This is a genomic window from Desulforhabdus amnigena, from assembly GCF_027925305.1.
In the GTDB taxonomy this organism is placed as follows: Bacteria; Desulfobacterota; Syntrophobacteria; order Syntrophobacterales; family Syntrophobacteraceae; genus Desulforhabdus; species Desulforhabdus amnigena.
This window is the reverse complement of sequence record NZ_BSDR01000001.1, coordinates 2053607-2069976: the sequence shown is the minus strand read 5'-3', so window position 1 is coordinate 2069976 and position 16370 is coordinate 2053607. Positions and strand designations below refer to the sequence as shown.

11 protein-coding genes and 1 pseudogene are annotated in these 16370 nt (G+C 54.1%); 8 read left to right on the top strand and 4 right to left on the bottom strand.

Features of this window, described 5'->3' with window-relative positions:
* The gene (locus QMG16_RS08865; protein WP_373878728.1) at positions 1-2187 is read right to left on the bottom strand and encodes a vitamin B12-dependent ribonucleotide reductase; all 2187 of its coding nucleotides are present in this window, start codon (positions 2185-2187) and stop codon (positions 1-3) included.
* A gap of 342 nt (positions 2188-2529) precedes the next feature.
* Here QMG16_RS08865 and QMG16_RS08860 point away from each other — a divergent pair, with 342 nt between their 5' ends.
* The 6 genes from QMG16_RS08860 to clpB all read left to right on the top strand — a co-directional run bounded on the left by QMG16_RS08860 (position 2530) and on the right by clpB (position 10529).
* Positions 2530-3180 carry a DUF2284 domain-containing protein gene (locus QMG16_RS08860; RefSeq protein ID WP_281793613.1) on the top strand — a complete coding sequence of 217 codons (651 nt, stop codon included), beginning with the start codon at positions 2530-2532 and terminating at the stop codon, positions 3178-3180.
* Between the two features lie 282 nt (positions 3181-3462).
* The gene (locus tag QMG16_RS08855; protein WP_281793612.1) at positions 3463-3861 is read left to right on the top strand and encodes a hypothetical protein; all 399 of its coding nucleotides are present in this window, start codon (positions 3463-3465) and stop codon (positions 3859-3861) included.
* Between the two features lie 515 nt (positions 3862-4376).
* Positions 4377-6278, top strand: coding sequence for a molecular chaperone DnaK (dnaK, locus tag QMG16_RS08850; RefSeq protein ID WP_281793611.1), 1902 nt, complete (start codon positions 4377-4379; stop codon positions 6276-6278).
* Between the two features lie 176 nt (positions 6279-6454).
* Entirely contained in the window at positions 6455-7432 is a 978-nt protein-coding gene (locus QMG16_RS08845; protein WP_281793610.1) for a DnaJ C-terminal domain-containing protein, read from the top strand.
* Positions 7433-7452: 20 nt separating this feature from the next.
* Positions 7453-7791 (top strand): chaperone modulator CbpM, encoded by a 339-nt coding sequence (locus QMG16_RS08840; protein ID WP_281793609.1) that lies wholly within the window; start codon positions 7453-7455, stop codon positions 7789-7791.
* A 122-nt stretch (positions 7792-7913) separates the two neighbouring features.
* On the top strand, positions 7914-10529 hold the full coding sequence (gene clpB, locus QMG16_RS08835; protein ID WP_281793608.1) for an ATP-dependent chaperone ClpB: 2616 nt from the start codon (positions 7914-7916) through the stop codon (positions 10527-10529).
* Positions 10530-10920: 391 nt separating this feature from the next.
* Here clpB and QMG16_RS08830 read toward each other — a convergent pair whose 3' ends face one another.
* Positions 10921-12474, bottom strand: coding sequence for a R3H domain-containing nucleic acid-binding protein (locus QMG16_RS08830; RefSeq protein WP_281793607.1), 1554 nt, complete (start codon positions 12472-12474; stop codon positions 10921-10923).
* A 501-nt stretch (positions 12475-12975) separates the two neighbouring features.
* Here QMG16_RS08830 and QMG16_RS19570 point away from each other — a divergent pair.
* Both QMG16_RS19570 and QMG16_RS19565 read left to right on the top strand, forming a co-directional pair.
* Positions 12976-13254: pseudogene (locus tag QMG16_RS19570) on the top strand (Uma2 family endonuclease); the annotation flags it as partial.
* A gap of 53 nt (positions 13255-13307) precedes the next feature.
* Complete coding sequence (locus tag QMG16_RS19565) at positions 13308-13481, top strand: hypothetical protein (protein ID WP_373878727.1); 174 nt, start codon at positions 13308-13310, stop codon at positions 13479-13481.
* Positions 13482-13538: 57 nt separating this feature from the next.
* On the opposite strand, the gene QMG16_RS08820 is transcribed toward QMG16_RS19565, so the two are convergent.
* On the bottom strand, positions 13539-15374 hold the full coding sequence (locus QMG16_RS08820) for a menaquinone biosynthesis decarboxylase (RefSeq protein ID WP_281793605.1): 1836 nt from the start codon (positions 15372-15374) through the stop codon (positions 13539-13541).
* Positions 15375-15483: 109 nt separating this feature from the next.
* Positions 15484-16344 carry a UbiA-like polyprenyltransferase gene (locus tag QMG16_RS08815; protein ID WP_281793604.1) on the bottom strand — a complete coding sequence of 287 codons (861 nt, stop codon included), beginning with the start codon at positions 16342-16344 and terminating at the stop codon, positions 15484-15486.
* Positions 16345-16370 lie beyond the last annotated feature (26 nt).

The following is a 16370-nucleotide window of genomic DNA, read 5'->3' as shown; positions in this document are numbered from 1 at the left end:
TTAGCTGCAGCGTGAGAACCCACAGGAACGGCAGACAATACAGCCCCCTTCGTGCTCCACAGCGGAACCGCAGTCGGGGCAGGCTCCCATTTCAGCCGCAACGGAAGCCACGTGGGTTTCCGCATGATGGTTGAGAACCTTTGCAATGGCGTCCGAGCAGGAAACCACCTGTTCCCCGTTTTTCCATACGGGAGACGGACAACGGATGCCCATCAACTGCCTGACGATGGCTTCCATTTTGACTCCGGAACGCAGTGCCAGCGAAATCAAACGGCTCGTGGCTTCGATCTGAGAGTAGGCGCACCCTCCGGCTTTCCCCATCTGGGCAAAAACTTCGCAGTATCCGTATTCGTCCCGGTTGATGGTCACGTAAAGCTTTCCGCAGCCCGTGTCGATGCGTTCCGTGAAGCCGGTGGTCCTATCCGGCCGCGGGCGAGGCTCCACCTGCGGGTATTGAGGCTTGCGCTGAATGTTGAGAACCTGGAGGTCACGGCTGCCGTCCCTGTAAATGGTGAGACCCTTGCACCCCAATTGAAAAGCCTTGAGATAGGCGGTTGCTACATCCTCGACGGTGGCGGCGAAAGGAAAGTTGATGGTCTTGCTGACGGCATTGTCCGTATGTTTCTGAAAAGCCGCCTGAATGCGGATGTGCCATTCGGGTGAGACGTCGTGGGAAACCACGAAAACGCGGCGCACATCTTCGGGAATTTCCATGAAATCCTTGATGCTCCCACGTTCCGCAATGCGTTTCATGAGCTCTTCCGAATAGAATCCCCGCTCTTTGGCTACCTTCTGGAAAAGGGGATGTACTTCAAGCAGTTCCTCATTGTCCAATACCTTGCGGACGAAACTGATGGCAAACAGGGGTTCTATTCCGCTGGAACAGCTCCCGATGATGCTGATCGTTCCCGTGGGGGCAACGGTCGTCGTCGTGGCATTGCGCATGAAGGGAGTATCCGGCCGGTCGTAGGCGGAACCCTTGTAGTTGGGAAAATTTCCGCGTGTTTCGCCCAGGTGCGCCGAGGCCGCCTTGCTCTCTTTCTGAATGAATGCCATGACTTCTTCGGCCGTTTGAACCGCCTCTTCCGAGTTATAGGAAATCCCAAGCCCGATGAGCATGTCCGCAAAACCCATGACACCGAGTCCAATCTTGCGGTTGGCCTTGGTCAGTTCTTGAATCTTAGGGAGAGGATACTTATTGACCTCGATGACGTTGTCCAGAAAATGCACCGCATCCCAGACGACTTCTCTCAGATAAGCGAAGTCTATCTTTCCGTCTCGAACCATGTGAGAAAGATTGATGGAACCCAGGTTGCAGGATTCGTAGGGGAGAAGGGGCTGCTCGCCGCATGGGTTGGTACTCTCGATCATCCCTACATGAGGAGTGGGATTGAAACGGTTCATGGCATCAATGAAAACGATTCCGGGTTCTCCGTTCTTCCATGCCGCATTTACAATCTGATCGAAAATTTTCCGTGCGGAAATTCTTCCCGAAGGTTCTCGGGTGCGGGGATTGATGAGATCATAGTCCATGTCTCTTTCCACCGCTTCCATAAATGAATCCGTAACCGCCACGGAAATATTGAAATTGGTCATGCGATCATTATCGGTCTTGCATGTAATGAACTTCTCGATGTCCGGATGGTCCACCCGCAGGATGCCCATATTGGCGCCACGGCGGGTTCCCCCCTGTTTTACGGTTTCAGTGGCCGAATCGAAAACGGTCATGAAGGAGACGGGCCCGCTGGCAATTCCCTGGGTAGAAAGAACCTTGTCGTTTTCCGGGCGCAACCGAGAAAAGGAAAATCCTGTGCCTCCGCCGCTTTTGTGGATCATGGCTGCGTGCTTGATGGCCTCAAAAATGCTGTCGATGGAATCTTCAACCGGCAGCACAAAGCAGGCTGCAAGCTGGCCCAGCCGACGCCCGGCGTTCATCAAGGTCGGGGAATTAGGAATAAAATCCAGAGAAGCCATCAGACGATAAAATTTGTAAGAGGTTTCTTCAATCCTTTCCGCACCCTCATATGATGCATCCCCCTTGGCAATGGCTTTGGCGACTCGCCAGAAAAGCTCCTCCGGTGTCTCGATAGGTTCGCTCTTGTCGTTTTTCTTGAGATAACGTTTCCTCAAAACCACCAGAGCGTTGGGGGTGAGATTCAAAGTCGGTTCTTTCTTCACCAGAGTCATACGCCTCTTTTCCGTGATGCTGGAAGATTGTGCGTCATCGACCGCCTGTTTTGCAGGGGACTGTACTCGATCGGTCATATTCATCTTATCCTTTTTCGATACTCAACCAATTAATTAATAAATTGGCTTACTTAAGGAAAACAGATCCTTGATGTCTCATGTGTTTTCAAATTTTTATGGAACATTATGATAGGGGAAAAACAAGGGGTGTCAAAAAGTAATTTGTCATGAAAAAAGGGGGGGTTTGAGACAATGGCAAGATATCATGATGAAAAAAAAGCCGTTTGTTGATAATTCTCTGCACAAAGTTTTGGACGGTTGGAGTTTGTTGAGGACGCAGCGGTGGGTGATGATAGAATGATTGCCGGCAAATGGAAGGGGATAGAGAAAATGAAGGAAGAAAGGGATACAGCGGGGCTTCAGGAGTTGATTCAACTGGCGTGTAGGCTGGGTGCGAGTGAAGCCGCAGTGATCACTGCCGGAGACATCTCTGTTGAGGATGATTTGGCGGACTTGTGCAAGGAACCGGGATGCGAAAAATACGGACAGGCAGCCAGTTGTCCGCCTTATGTTTCCGGGCCGTCCGGGTTTCGGGAGCTTTTGAGAAAATATAAACGGGCGGTGGTATTCAAGATCGAGGTCCCTTCGGAAGTCCTGTTTTCCGATGAGCGCCGGGATGTATTCAGGTTGCTTCATGAAATTGCCGCCGGTATCGAACGGGCGGCGGTTCTCATGGGATATCGTGATTCAAAGGCCTTTGCAGGCGGCTCCTGTAAAGACCTTTTTTGTCAGGATCATGCCAGGTGTCGGGTGGTGAGCGAGGGGGGGGCATGCAGGCATCCGGACCACGCCCGGCCCTCCATGTCCGGTTTCGGGATCAACGTCACCAAACTGATGCAGGCTACTGGATGGTCCATGAACCGTGCAGTCCAGGGAACCGGTCGGGATTCGACGTCGATGGGAACGGTTTGCGGGCTGGTTTTGATCCAATAGGGGTCAGCCCTTGACATAAGACGGAATGATGGGGCAGGAGTCCCGATCCTGTTCGGTTCAGTTGAACATGCATTGTTTCGCGACATATCTCCCGAAAAGTGGTGTCGCTTGGCGAGGTTAAAAAGAGGTGCCGGAAATGAGAGCATGATCGTAAAAGGCCAACATGGAGATTGCGAAGAAGGTTATCAAATATGTTGTGAAAAAGAACATTTATGTTGCGAAAAAAGGACATTTCGTATAGAAGGGCTTTTTCAAAACATCATTGTCAGAAAGGATTCGTATATGTTGAGATCGCTTTTTGTTTGCTTCCTTCTAGGGCTTTCCTTGATGCCGCTGAATGGGCTTGCCGGAAACTTCATGAGCAATGGCCCGGTCAATTCCAGCAGCGGGGTGCCCGACCGGGATCTGAAGTACGAGAACTTCGAGATCACGGAAGACGGTTACATCACGGGCTATATCGTGAACACCTCCGGGAGGACCCGCTCAGGTATCAGGCTCGACATATGGACGACCAATATGCAGGAAACAAGGATCTTCTGGAGAAAATCTTTGAATATCGGTGACCTGGGTCCGAACGCCAGATACATGGTCAAGGAGCCGTACAGAGTCGATAATGAAGATCCCGCGAGGACCAAGTTTATGTTTCGAATCCCCAGTGGATCGAACTACAGGAACAATTAGCTCTTGTGACGGTCTTTGGAGTCAGATCCCGGTAGTGTCCTCCTCCAGCAGAGGGCTCTTTGCAGACTTTGAACTTGTTCCCGCAATCTTAAAGCCTGTTTGAAAACTGTGGTTTCAGAGGGAAATAGAATCTCGATAATGTAGGGTGGGCAAACGCGAAGCGTTGCCCGCCGGCTTTTGGGACCTTTCGTGTTGCTCATGGTGGGCATGAAGAAACATGCCCACCCTAAAATAATATTTAAGAATCATCGAACACTCTTTCAGTGCCTGGCTGAGAACCTCCACGATCGCCTTTTCCAGTCATTATTTTCCAAAAACCAAAATTCCATATTCCCTGTTTTTGCTCTGGAAACCGTCAAAATCATGATTAACTTGAACCTGTTTTGATTATATCCCAATCATTTTACATTCTTATGGGAAATCAACGTTTATAATAAAATGACATTCATCTCACGCAGCGTAATGCCGATGGAATGAACGTAAGAAGATCATAGGGTTGCGAGGAGGAAGAACATATGGCAAAAGCGGTAGGTATAGACTTGGGAACAACCAATTCGGTGGTCGCCATCTGGGAAAATGGGAAAACCACGGTGATTCCCAATGCGGAGGGAATGCGAACTACGCCTTCCGTCGTGGCCTACACGGAAGATGGACAAAGACTGGTGGGGCAGGTGGCAAGGCGCCAGGCGATCCTGAATCCCGCTGGGACGATATACTCGGTAAAACGTTTTATGGGACGCAAATGGGGTGAAGTGGACGAGGAATCGAAAATCGTTTCTTACTCGGTGGTCCGCGGCCCAAATGATGCCGTCCGTTTTGACATTCGCGGCAAATCGACCGCCCCCGAGGAAGTTTCCGCACTGGTACTGAGAAAGCTCGTAGACGACGCTTCCAAATATTTGGGAGAAAAGGTCAAGGAAGCGGTCATCACGGTTCCGGCCTATTTTAATGACGCTCAACGCCAGGCCACCAAGAATGCGGGAGAGATCGCCGGACTCAAAGTGCTCCGCATCATCAACGAACCCACGGCGGCGGCTCTGGCTTACGGACTGGAAACGAAAAAGAACCAAACCATCCTGGTGTTCGATCTGGGCGGCGGGACCTTCGATGTTTCCATCCTGGATGTGGGCGAAGGAGTCTGTGAAGTCCGCTCCACTTCCGGTGACACGCATCTTGGCGGCGACGATTTCGACAAGCGCATCGTCGACTGGCTTGCAGAGGAGTTCAAACGGGAGACGGGAATCGATATCCGGTTCGACCGGCAGGCCCTGCAGCGGCTCTACGAAGGGGCGGAAAAGGCAAAATGCGAGCTATCGAGCATGACCGCAACCCAGATCAATCTACCCTTCATCGCGGCAGATGCCACGGGACCCAAACACCTGGTCATGAAACTGACCCGGGCAAAGTTCGAAGACCTTACCCACGATCTCGTGCAACGGTGCATGAAACCCGTGGAGCAGGCCCTGGCGGATGCCCGTCTGACCCCAAAGGACCTGGATGAAGTCATCCTCGTGGGCGGCTCGACCCGAATCCCCGCCGTTCAGGAACTGGTGAAGCGACTCACCGGCGGGAAGCAGCCCAATATGAGCGTCAATCCCGACGAAGTGGTGGCCGTGGGCGCCGCCGTTCAGGCAGCCGTTCTCAAGGGCCAGATGGAGGATGTGGTGCTCCTCGATGTGACGCCGCTTTCCCTGGGTGTGGAGACACTCGGCGGGGTCATGACCAGGCTCATCGAACGGAACACGACCATTCCCTCACGGCGCGAAGAGATTTTTTCGACAGCCGAGGACGACCAGACGGCCGTCGATATCGTGGTCCTGCAGGGTGAACGGGAAATGGCTGCGGACAACCGGGTTCTGGGGCGGTTCCGTCTGGAAGGAATTCGACCGGCACCGCGCGGGCTTCCGCAGATCAAAGTGATTTTCGATATCGATGCCAACGGCATTCTGAATGTGACGGCTCGCGATCAGGAAACGGGCAAAGAACAGACCGTCACCATTTCCGAATCTACAAATCTTTCAAAAAATGAAGTGGAACGCATGATTCGGGATGCGGAAGGGCATCATGCTGAAGACAAGAGGCGCCGTGAAATCGTGGAAGCCAGGAATCATGTGGATTCGCTGGCCTACCAGTTGGAACGGACTCTCAAAGATCTGGCCGACAAGGTTCCCATCCATGAAAAAGCGCGTTCGGAAGAACTCATTGAAACCGCACGTAAAGCCGTCAAAGATGAGAGCGTGGGGAAAGAACGTTATCAGGAGCTGGCGAGCGACCTTCAGCAGGCGCTCCAGATGATCTCGGCTTCTGCCTACCGGCAGGCGCGAGGGACTGGTGCGGAAGGTCCCCGCGGGACCTATCGGGAATCCGCCGCTGATGAGGATGTCATCGACGCTGAGTTTACTGAATCTTCCCGCTAGTACCGGCGGAAATAAGTCCTCCTTCCCTGGGGGAGGGGGATTTAGGAAAGAGTCTTGGATATTTATCCCTTGAAGCGGGGGTGACAAAGGTGAAACGATACTTATAAAACGTTCTGCGAATCTTCACGGTTTCGTGGAGATAGACCAAAAAATCGAAGAGGACGCAACGGAACATTATGGCTGTTAAATTTAGAGACTACTATGAGGTCCTGGGGGTGGACCGGTCGGTGAAGCAGGAGGAAATCCAGCGGGCCTACCGCAAGCTTGCCCGGAAATACCATCCTGACGTGAACAAATCGCCGGACGCCGAGAACAAGTTCAAGGAAATCAACGAAGCTTACGAGGTTCTCAAGGATCCGGAAAAGCGCAAGAAATATGATCAATTGGGAGCCCACTGGAAGGATGGACAGGACTTCAGACCGCCTCCGGGTTGGGAAACTCACTTCGATTTCGGCAGGGCCGGCGGGCCTGGCCGTACCGAATTCCACTGGGGGGGTACCGGGGGATTCAGCGATTTTTTCGAAGCCCTTTTCGGCGGCCGTGGTGGTGAGCCCTTTGCAGGGATGAGAGGCGCGCGTGCTCAGACTTGGAGCCAGGCGGGTTCCGATCAGGAAGCCACCATCCGCATTTCCCTCGAGGATGCCTTTCACGGGGCGACGAAATCCATAACCTTGCAGATGCAAAGCATCACGCCTCAGGGTCAGGTTTCCGTTCAGTCCAAGAATTACGAAGTCAAGATCCCCAGAGGGATACTGAATGGACAAAAGATCCGACTGGCAGGGCAGGGCGGCGAAGGGATAGGAGGTGGACCTCGCGGGGATCTCTATCTCAAAGTCGAGATCGATCCCCATCCCGTGTACCAGGTGGAAGGGAAGGACCTGACTTACATTTTACCCCTTACTCCCTGGGAAGCCGCATTGGGAGCCGAAGTGGAGGTTCCTACCCTGTCGGGTCCGGTAACTCTTAAAATACCGCCGGGTACTCAGAGCCGCCAGAAACTCCGGCTGAGGGGCAAAGGGATGCCCAGTCCCAAGGGAGTTCCGGGAGATCTCTATGTCGTGGTCAACATCGTGGTTCCTAAAAAACCAACGGAACGGGAACGGGAACTCTTTGAAGAACTCCGGAGGGTTTCCAGGTTCAGACCGCGGTCATAGCTGCAGGAGGATGCGTCCCTATGAAAGAGGAAAAATACTTTTTGGTCCGGGTCCAAAGGACTGTCGAGTATTCGCCTTATCTGGGCCTGACGGAAGTGGCCTACCGGTGCGGTGTTCATCCTGAACTGATCGACCGCTTTGTGAAGCTCGGTCTGGTGGATTACGTGGAACATTCTGCGGAAGGGGAAGCTCTGTTCGATGCCGAGGTCATTCCTCTCGTGCGCAGGATACTTAGATTGAGAAACGAACTGGGTGTGAATTACGCAGGTATCGGAGTGATCCTGGAACTGATGGCGCGAATCGAATCTCTGGAATCTCACATCCGGCAATTGGAAGAACAGTTCTTTGACGAGGAATAGGGATGGGGTCATGGCTCATAGTTCATGGCTGATGAAGCATGGGGCAATAGGTTTTTGTCTTCATGGCCTCTTTCCCTGCGTCAAAGCGAATATATGAAATGAAAAGGAGGAATCCGGAATTTATGGATCTCAACAATTTGACTATTAAATCTCAGGAAGCGCTTCAAGCCGCGCAGACCAAAGCCATCCGCTACGGGCACATGGAAGTGGATGGTGAGCATCTTCTCCTGGCCATGCTGGAGCAGTCCGATGGGCTGGTGCCCCGGTTGCTCAAGAGGATGGAAGTCCCCGTGGAGGGAATCCGGGAGCGTCTCGAGCAGGAACTGGAAAAAAAACCGCGCGTGAGCGGTCCCGGCGTGGAATCGGGCAAGGTCTATGTCACTCAGCGTTTGAACCGGCTTCTGATCAAGGCCCAGGAAGAAGCCCAGAGGCTCAAGGACGAATATGTTTCCGTGGAGCATATTTTTCTGGCGTTCATCGAGGAAGGCCCAAGTTCTCCGGCGGGCAGGATCCTCAAGGAATTCAACATCAGCAGGGATGTCTTTCTCCAGACCCTGACGGCCGTGCGGGGCCATCAGCGGGTAACGAGCGCATCCCCCGAAACGACCTACGAAGCCCTTCAAAAATATGGGCGGGACCTGGTCAATGAAGCCAGGTCGAACAAACTCGATCCCGTCATCGGGCGGGATTCCGAGATTCGACGGGTCATCCGCATTCTCAGCCGTAAGACCAAGAACAATCCCGTGCTCATCGGCGAGCCCGGTGTGGGAAAAACGGCCATCGTGGAAGGGCTGGCCCATAGAATCGTTCGAGGCGACGTTCCCGAAGGGCTCAAGGAGAAAACCATTTTCGCCCTCGATATGGGATCTCTCGTGGCCGGAGCCAAGTTCCGCGGGGAGTTCGAGGAACGGCTCAAGGCCGTGCTGCAGGAAATCAAGGAATCCGAAGGACGCATTCTTTTGTTCATCGACGAGTTGCATACCATCGTTGGTGCGGGCAAAGCGGAAGGGTCCATGGATGCGGGCAATATGCTCAAGCCCATGCTGGCCCGCGGCGAGCTCCATTGTATCGGGGCCACGACTCTGGATGAATACCGCAAGTATATTGAAAAAGATGCGGCACTGGAACGCCGGTTCCAGCCGGTGATCGTGGACCAGCCCACCGTAGAGGATACCATCTCCATCCTGCGAGGGCTCAAGGAGCGCTTCGAGGTCCACCATGGGGTGAAGATTCAGGACAGTTCCCTGGTAGCTGCGGCGGTCCTCTCGAACCGCTATATTTCCGACCGTTTCCTCCCCGACAAGGCCATCGATCTGGTGGACGAAGCGTGCGCCATGATCCGCACGGAAATCGACTCCATGCCGACGGAGCTCGATGAAGTGACCCGCCGGATGATGCGGCTCGAAATCGAAGAGGCGGCCCTCAAGAAAGAACGGGACAAGGCGAGCCAGGAACGCCTCGAAGCCATCCGCAAGGAAATCGCCGAACTGCGGGGCAAGGCCGACAGCATGAAGGCCCAGTGGGAATCCGAAAAGGAATCCATCAAGAAGGTCCAGGCCGTGCGTGAGGAAATCGAAAAAGTCCGCCACGATGTGGAGATTGCCGAGCGGCAGTACGATCTCAACAAGGCCGCGGAACTTCGACATGGGCGTCTCCCCGAATTGGAAAGGCGTCTCAAGGAGGAAGAGGAGAAGCTTTCCGGTGATCAGGAAGGCAGTCGCCTCCTTCGCGAAATGGTGACGGAAGAGGAGATTTCCGAGATCGTCTCCCGGTGGACGGGGATTCCCGTGACCCGCCTTGTCGAAGGGGAGCGGGAAAAACTGCTTCGCCTGGATCAGGTTCTCCACAAGCGGATTGTGGGACAGGACGAAGCGGTTCGGCTGGTAGCGGATGCCGTCATTCGAGCGCGTTCCGGCATCAAGGACCCGCGGCGCCCCATAGGGTCGTTCATCTTCCTCGGTCCGACGGGTGTGGGGAAAACGGAACTGGGAAAGGCCCTGGCGGAAGCCCTCTTCGATACGGAAGAGAGCGTGGTGCGCATCGATATGAGCGAGTACATGGAAAAACACACCGTGTCGCGCCTCATTGGAGCGCCTCCGGGATACGTGGGATACGAAGAAGGCGGGCAGCTCACGGAAGCCGTACGCCGAAAGCCCTACAGCGTGATCCTCTTTGACGAGATCGAAAAGGCCCACCCCGAGGTCTTCAACGTCCTGCTCCAGATTCTCGATGACGGACGCCTGACGGATGCTCAGGGGAGAACGGTGGATTTCAAGAATACCGTGATCATCATGACCAGCAACATCGGATCGCCTTATCTACTTGAGGGGGTAACCGAACAGGGTGAAATCAAGGAATCCGCTCGAAAGAAGGTGATGGAAGAACTGAGGCGTCAGTTCCGGCCGGAATTTTTGAATCGCGTGGATGACATCGTGCTTTTCAAGCCCCTGACTTTAGGGGAGATCAAGGCCATCATCGATCTTCTCACTAAAGACCTGTGCAAGCGGCTGAAAGACCGGCGCATTTCCCTGGATATTTCCGATTCCGCGCGTGATTTCATCGCGGAGGCCGGTTACGATCCCGTATATGGAGCGCGCCCTCTCAAACGCTACCTGCAGCATGAATTGGAAACCCGTATTGGCCGGGCTCTTATCTCTGGAGACATCGAAGATGGAGCGACCATTCATGTGGATGTTCAGAACAACGAACTGGTGATAACCCATACGGGTGGCGATTAAGAGCCTATCCGAAAACCTACCTCGGCAGCGGACACCCCCCTTTAATTCCCCCCTCGAGGGGGGACCAAGGGGGGTGTCGCAAAGTCCACAGGTGGTTCCTGGATAGGTTCTAAGAGCTTGTCCGAAAATTTCCAATGGGCTTTGGTACCCCCCTCAATCCCCGCTCGATGAGGGAATTGAAGGGGGAGCGCCAACAAGGACAGGCTATTAGCACGTAGATCGCGTTGAGTCTCGAAACGCGACATGTCATTATTGTCCGTTGCGTTTCATTCCATTCAATGCAACCTACGCACTGAAAATTTCCCCCTCTGCTTGGGAATCGAGGCAGGTTCGGTTCCCAAGCAGAGTAATTTTCAGACAGCTTCTCAGTGGCTTCCCTCTGAACATCGTTTCAATGGATGATCAAGTCATCGGCTTCCGTTCCGACATCGCGCCGGGAATGTGCCGGATAAACCACCAGGTGACGTTGCGGTTCGCTGCCCATGCTTTCCGCGACGAGATGATAGCGGGAAACAACGCGGTGCTGGATTTTTCGAATGGATGCGGAGCGCGGTGAGAGGGATACGCTTACTCTTTCCTCCATCACTCGATGCACTGCCGCTTCTACTTCGCATACCGCATCATTGACTTCAGCATCGTCCACTCCCTCTACAACGTTGAACAATCCCTTGAGCACTCTTCTTATCTGGGAAGTCGTGTTTTTTCGAACCGCCTGCATGGGAAGCCTGGTTACCTCCAGAACATGCTGCAATCGAAGGTCGGACGTTCTCGATCGCAAGGCCAGTATCAATCCGGCATGTTCGATGCGTGACACGGCCCGGGCATTCAGACCCAGATCGCGAATCGCCCTTTCCAGCAGGTCGCGGCTGAGAGCGTACGGATAAATCTTCATGTTCCTTTGTTCGGGTATGAGAGGAACGGTCTTGGGCGGCGTTGTTTGAATCTGCCTTGCTGGTTCGTCCTCGCTCACTCCACCGCCGGGCGTGCGCCGAACGCCTCCCGGGTTGGCGCCGCGCAGCAGGGCATCCACCGCGCTGGCCGTATCCCGGTGGACGATGACATCCTCCCGGTCCACGATTTCCACGACGGAAGCAAAGGTGGGGGGAGCTTTGCGTTCGCTTACGGTTTTCTGCGTGCCTCGCAGCCGTGCTTCTTCATCTCCCAGCGTCACCGTCTGCACACCTCCGACAAGGTCCGAAAGCGTCGGGTTCAGGAGGAGGTTCTGTAAGGTGTTGCCGTGAGCGGTGCCTATGAGCTGAACACCCCGTTCTGCGATCGTTCGCGCCGCGATGGCTTCCGCCTCGGTCCCGATTTCGTCCACGATAATGACTTCCGGCATGTGATTTTCCACGGCCTCGATCATCACCGCATGCTGCCGGTCGGGATGCGGAACCTGCATGCGCCGTGCGCTGCCGATGGCCGGGTGGGGGATATCGCCATCCCCTGCGATCTCGTTGGATGTGTCGATCACGATGACTCTTTTGTTGAATTCGTCGGCCAACACGCGGGCGACCTCCCGCAGTTTCGTTGTCTTTCCCACTCCCGGGCGTCCCAGAAGCAGCACGCTCTTGCCACTCTCGATGAGGTCGCGGACTTGATCGATGGTGCCAAAAACGGCGCGGCCCACACGAAGCGTCAGCCCGATGATGTGCCCCTTGCGGTTCCTCAAGGCCGAGATACGGTGCAGAGTTCCCTCGATGCCCGCACGGTTGTCTGCGCCGAATTCTCCCACGCAGCTCACCACCTGTTCGATATCGGCGCGAGTGACCGCTGTTTCAGCCAGATGCACGCAGCGTTCGGGATAACGCGCCTGCGGAAGTCTTCCCAAATCGAGAACAATTTCTAAAAGGTCCTGTTCCTCCATTCCACGCAGAACCTCCCGCAGGGTTGGCGGCAATGTGTTCAGGAGCAGATGCAAATCATCTGTAAAAGCGAATGCCGTCATTCTTGTATATTTTATCTCCTATCAATATTTTTTCTGTAGTCAGTCTATGGAACGTCTTCGAAAGCTCCACAGGTCTGTCGGACAATCCGTCACGTCGATCTTCTCTACAGAAGGGACGAGAGAGCCGGCAAATACTGAACAATCTATAAATAAATAACAGATTCCTGACCTTTTGGGATAGTGGGGGCGCAGATAAATGCAAGGAAAGTACGCAGTATCGTGAAATTTGCCTTTTCTGCGACGAAGAAACCACCCTGTTCCGCTCCCCTTGCCTTGTCCAGCCTGAACAGGTTCCAGGTGCACAGGGATACGGTGTTCAACCGTCTCGAGCGAAGGGCAGCTTCGTAGGTCGCCTTGAGCCGGCGAAACGCGACATGTTTGCTAAAAACCTTGACATCATGACGGTTCTTTTCACAAGATGGAAACCATGGAGGGTTGACCAGGGCAGAGCCTGCAAGAAAGAAAGCAACCTATTCAGACCTTTGCGGCATTCCGGAAAACATGACGGGTGAAATCATCGACGGCGAGCTGGTCGTTGCTCCGCGACCGTCGCGGAGACATACTCTGGCCGCTTCCCGTTTGGGAGGCGAAATCATACCGCCCTACGATTTTGGACGTGGTGGCGGCCCGGGGGGATGGATCATTCTCGACAAGCCGGAAATTTCATTGGGAGAAGATATCTTGGTTCCGGACCTTGCGGCATGGAGAAAAGGGCGCTTTCCGTACTCGGAGGAAACCAACTGGATTTCGGTTCCTCCGGATTGGGTGTGTGAAATCATCTCGCCAAGCACGGTGCGGGTGGATAAGGTGCGAAAGATGCCTATCTACGCTCAATATATGGTGTATCGCACTTCTGGCTCATCGACCCCCTTGCCAGGACCCTGGATGCCTTCAGGCTCGAATCCGGCAAGTGGCTCCTGCTGCAGACCTTCGCCGAGGACGACAAGGTGCGGGCCGAACCGTTCCATGAAGCCGAAATAGACCTTGGGAATCTCTGGATCGATTGAATCCTGCGAGTTCTGACTTTCCGTCAAGTCTTTTGCTCTCATGGATGGTCCTTAAGGCTATAAAAACTCCTCGATTCCCAGTTCCTTTGCCCTCCGTTTGACTCTTTCCACGATTTCCGGGTCCATGACGATGTCGTCCGGCCAGGGGCGGTCATGATCGTCTTCACGACCCTTTTTCGTTGCATCGATGACGATGCGATTTTCTTTCCGGATCAGGTCCCTTTTGGGATCGACGTTATTGAAAACCTTCCAGAGCACCAGGGAGGAATCCTTGAGGTCGATGTTGTGGTCGTAGAGGATAAAGATGGAAAAGGCCTCCAGGTCGCCTTGTGCGAGAAGCTTCGGTACGAGTCTTCTTCCCGTGATCTTGCCGTCTTTGTGCAGATTCAGCAGGAGCAAGCGGTTCCGCACGTTGAGTTCAGGAACATAAAAGGCTGTCAGAAGGTCCGAAACGGCTCTCAGGGCATTTTCGATCTTTTCGGCCGGTGGAATCGGAGAAGGGGGGGGAGGTTCCGACCGGTTTTTTTCCCCTTCCAGCCGGTGTGTAGCGTCGATGCCGAGCTTTCCGCCAAAGAGGGCTTCCGGGGCGCTGTGGTCCAGAACGTCCAGGATCCCTTCCGTCACATAAAGATCCGTTCCGAGATCCACTTCATTCAAAATGGCTTCCAGGACCCTTGCCGGTTGGTGAAAGTCCACGTCTGGGTCCACCAGCACCACCGCCTTGCAGAAACTCATCTGCCCCTGGCCCCAAATGGCGCTCATTACGCGCCGGGCGTGCCCCGGATATTCCTTTTGCATGGAAATGACGGTGATGTTGTGAAAGACTCCTTCCCACGGCATCCAGAAATCCCGGATCTCCGGCAAAACGGTGTTCAAAAGAGGCAGGAAAATGCGCTCGGTGGCTTTGGCCAGATAGCAGTCTTCCATGGGAGGACGTCCGACGATGGTGGCTGAATAAACGGGGTGATGGCGGTGCGTGATGGCCGTGACATGAAAAACGGGATAATCCCCCACCAGGGAATAGTATCCCGTGTGATCTCCAAAGGGTCCTTCTTCACGAAGCTCGTCCGGTTCGACGTATCCTTCGAGAACAAACTCGGCTTCTGCGGGAACCTCCAGGTCCACCGTCAAACAGCGCACCATGGGTACAGGCTTGCGACGAATGAATCCGGCGAGCATCATTTCGTCCACTCCTCTCGGAAGGGGGGCCGTCGCCGCATAGGTAGTGGCCGGGTCCGTTCCAATGGCTACCGCCACGGGCATCCGTTTTCGAGCTTTTCGATACTCATGGAAGTAATGGGAACCGTCCTTATGGATATGCCAGTGCATTCCTGTCGTGTAACGATCGAAGACCTGGAGCCGGTACATCCCCGCATTGCGTCTTCCTGTGACGAGGCTTCGCGTGATGACGACGGGAAGGGTGATGAAAGGTCCTCCGTCCTGGGGCCAGCACGTCAAAACGGGGAGGATGGAGAGGTCCACGTCCTCTCCCATATGCACCACTTCCTGGCAGGGAGCCCTCTTCAATTTTCTCGGCAGAAAGCGCAGGAGATCCAACCCCATGGGAAGCAATCGCAGGGCGTCTTTGAGAGACTTCGGCGGTTCCAATTCAATGAACTGCCGTACTCTGGCTGCGAGGCTGTCCAGGTCGGGAACTCCAAAGGACATGCAAATCCGGCGATCGCTTCCGAAGGCATTGGTGAGAACGGGAAAGGGTGATTCCTCGACCCTTTCAAAGAGCAGGGCCTTCCCTCCTCCAGGGCTCTTAGATGCCAGATCGGTGATTTGAGTGATCTCCAGGTCTTTGGAAACGGGAGCCTGGATGCGCTTGAGTTCCCCAGCCTCTTCCAGCACGGAGATGAATTCCTGAAGGTTCTTGTAAGCCGTTTTCATAGTGGATGGAGCCCTCCCCTCTGTGTTGAAATAGTCAGGAACGGGTTGCCGGGGACAATGGGGTTTTGAAAAAACCGGCATCAACGAGATGATCGTCGCGATTTATGGCTTATGAAAGCCAGGTGTCGGCTAAAACTGCCACGAAAAGCAGAACCGAAACAGCACTGTTCACGTGAAAGAAGGCAAGATCGATTTTTTCGAGGTGGTCCGGCCGGACCAGCCTGTGTTCGAGAATGAGAAGAAAACTGATGCAAGCCAGAAACGCGAGATAGATGAAACCGAGGTCAAATACGAAGTAGACGGAGAACAAAAAAAGAAATGTCAAAACGTGCAGGAAGGCCGAGATCTTGAAAGCCCGATGAACGCCCCAGCGGGAAGGGATGGAGAAGAGATTCTGCTCTCTATCGAATTCGACGTCCTGGCAAGCGTAGAGAATGTCAAAACCGGCGATGTAAGTCATGAGAGCCATGGAAAGCAGGAGAATCCTCGAATCCCACGCTCCCGTGATGGCGATCCACGCGCCCAGGGGTGCCAACCCGATGGCAAATCCCAGAAAAAGATGAGCGAATGCCGTGAACCGCTTGGTATAGGAATAAGAAAAGAGAATCAACAGCACCGGTACGGAAAGCACCAGGCAGAGACGTCCCAGGATGGCTGCGGTGAGGATGAAAATGGCTGAAGAGATGGTAATGAAGAGGAGAACGGATTGCTTGTCGATTTTTCCGGAGGTGAGGGGTCTTTCAACGGTACGGGGGTTCCTGCGGTCATATTCATAATCGGCGAAGCGATTGAAACCCATGGCCGCGGAACGTGCTGCAGCCATCGCCAGTATAATACACCCGAGATTGAACCAGGTCATGGGATGCTGACGGTTTGCCAAAAGAGCCGCTGCCAGAGCGAAAGGGAGGGCAAATACGGTATGGCTGAACTTGATCAGTCTGCCATACGTTTGAATCCGCTCCAACCACATACACCACTCCTCTGCTATGAAATAAG

Coding starts and splice junctions, on each gene's coding strand:
- QMG16_RS08840 (WP_281793609.1), top strand. CDS start 7,453: ATGAAAGAGGAAAAATACTTTTTGGTCCGGGTCCAAAGGACTGTCGAG.
- QMG16_RS08830 (WP_281793607.1), bottom strand. CDS start 12,474: ATGACGGCATTCGCTTTTACAGATGATTTGCATCTGCTCCTGAACACA.
- dnaK (WP_281793611.1), top strand. CDS start 4,377: ATGGCAAAAGCGGTAGGTATAGACTTGGGAACAACCAATTCGGTGGTC.
- QMG16_RS08865 (WP_373878728.1), bottom strand. CDS start 2,187: ATGACTCTGGTGAAGAAAGAACCGACTTTGAATCTCACCCCCAACGCT.
- QMG16_RS08855 (WP_281793612.1), top strand. CDS start 3,463: ATGTTGAGATCGCTTTTTGTTTGCTTCCTTCTAGGGCTTTCCTTGATG.
- clpB (WP_281793608.1), top strand. CDS start 7,914: ATGGATCTCAACAATTTGACTATTAAATCTCAGGAAGCGCTTCAAGCC.
- QMG16_RS08845 (WP_281793610.1), top strand. CDS start 6,455: ATGGCTGTTAAATTTAGAGACTACTATGAGGTCCTGGGGGTGGACCGG.
- QMG16_RS08820 (WP_281793605.1), bottom strand. CDS start 15,374: ATGAAAACGGCTTACAAGAACCTTCAGGAATTCATCTCCGTGCTGGAA.
- QMG16_RS08815 (WP_281793604.1), bottom strand. CDS start 16,344: ATGTGGTTGGAGCGGATTCAAACGTATGGCAGACTGATCAAGTTCAGC.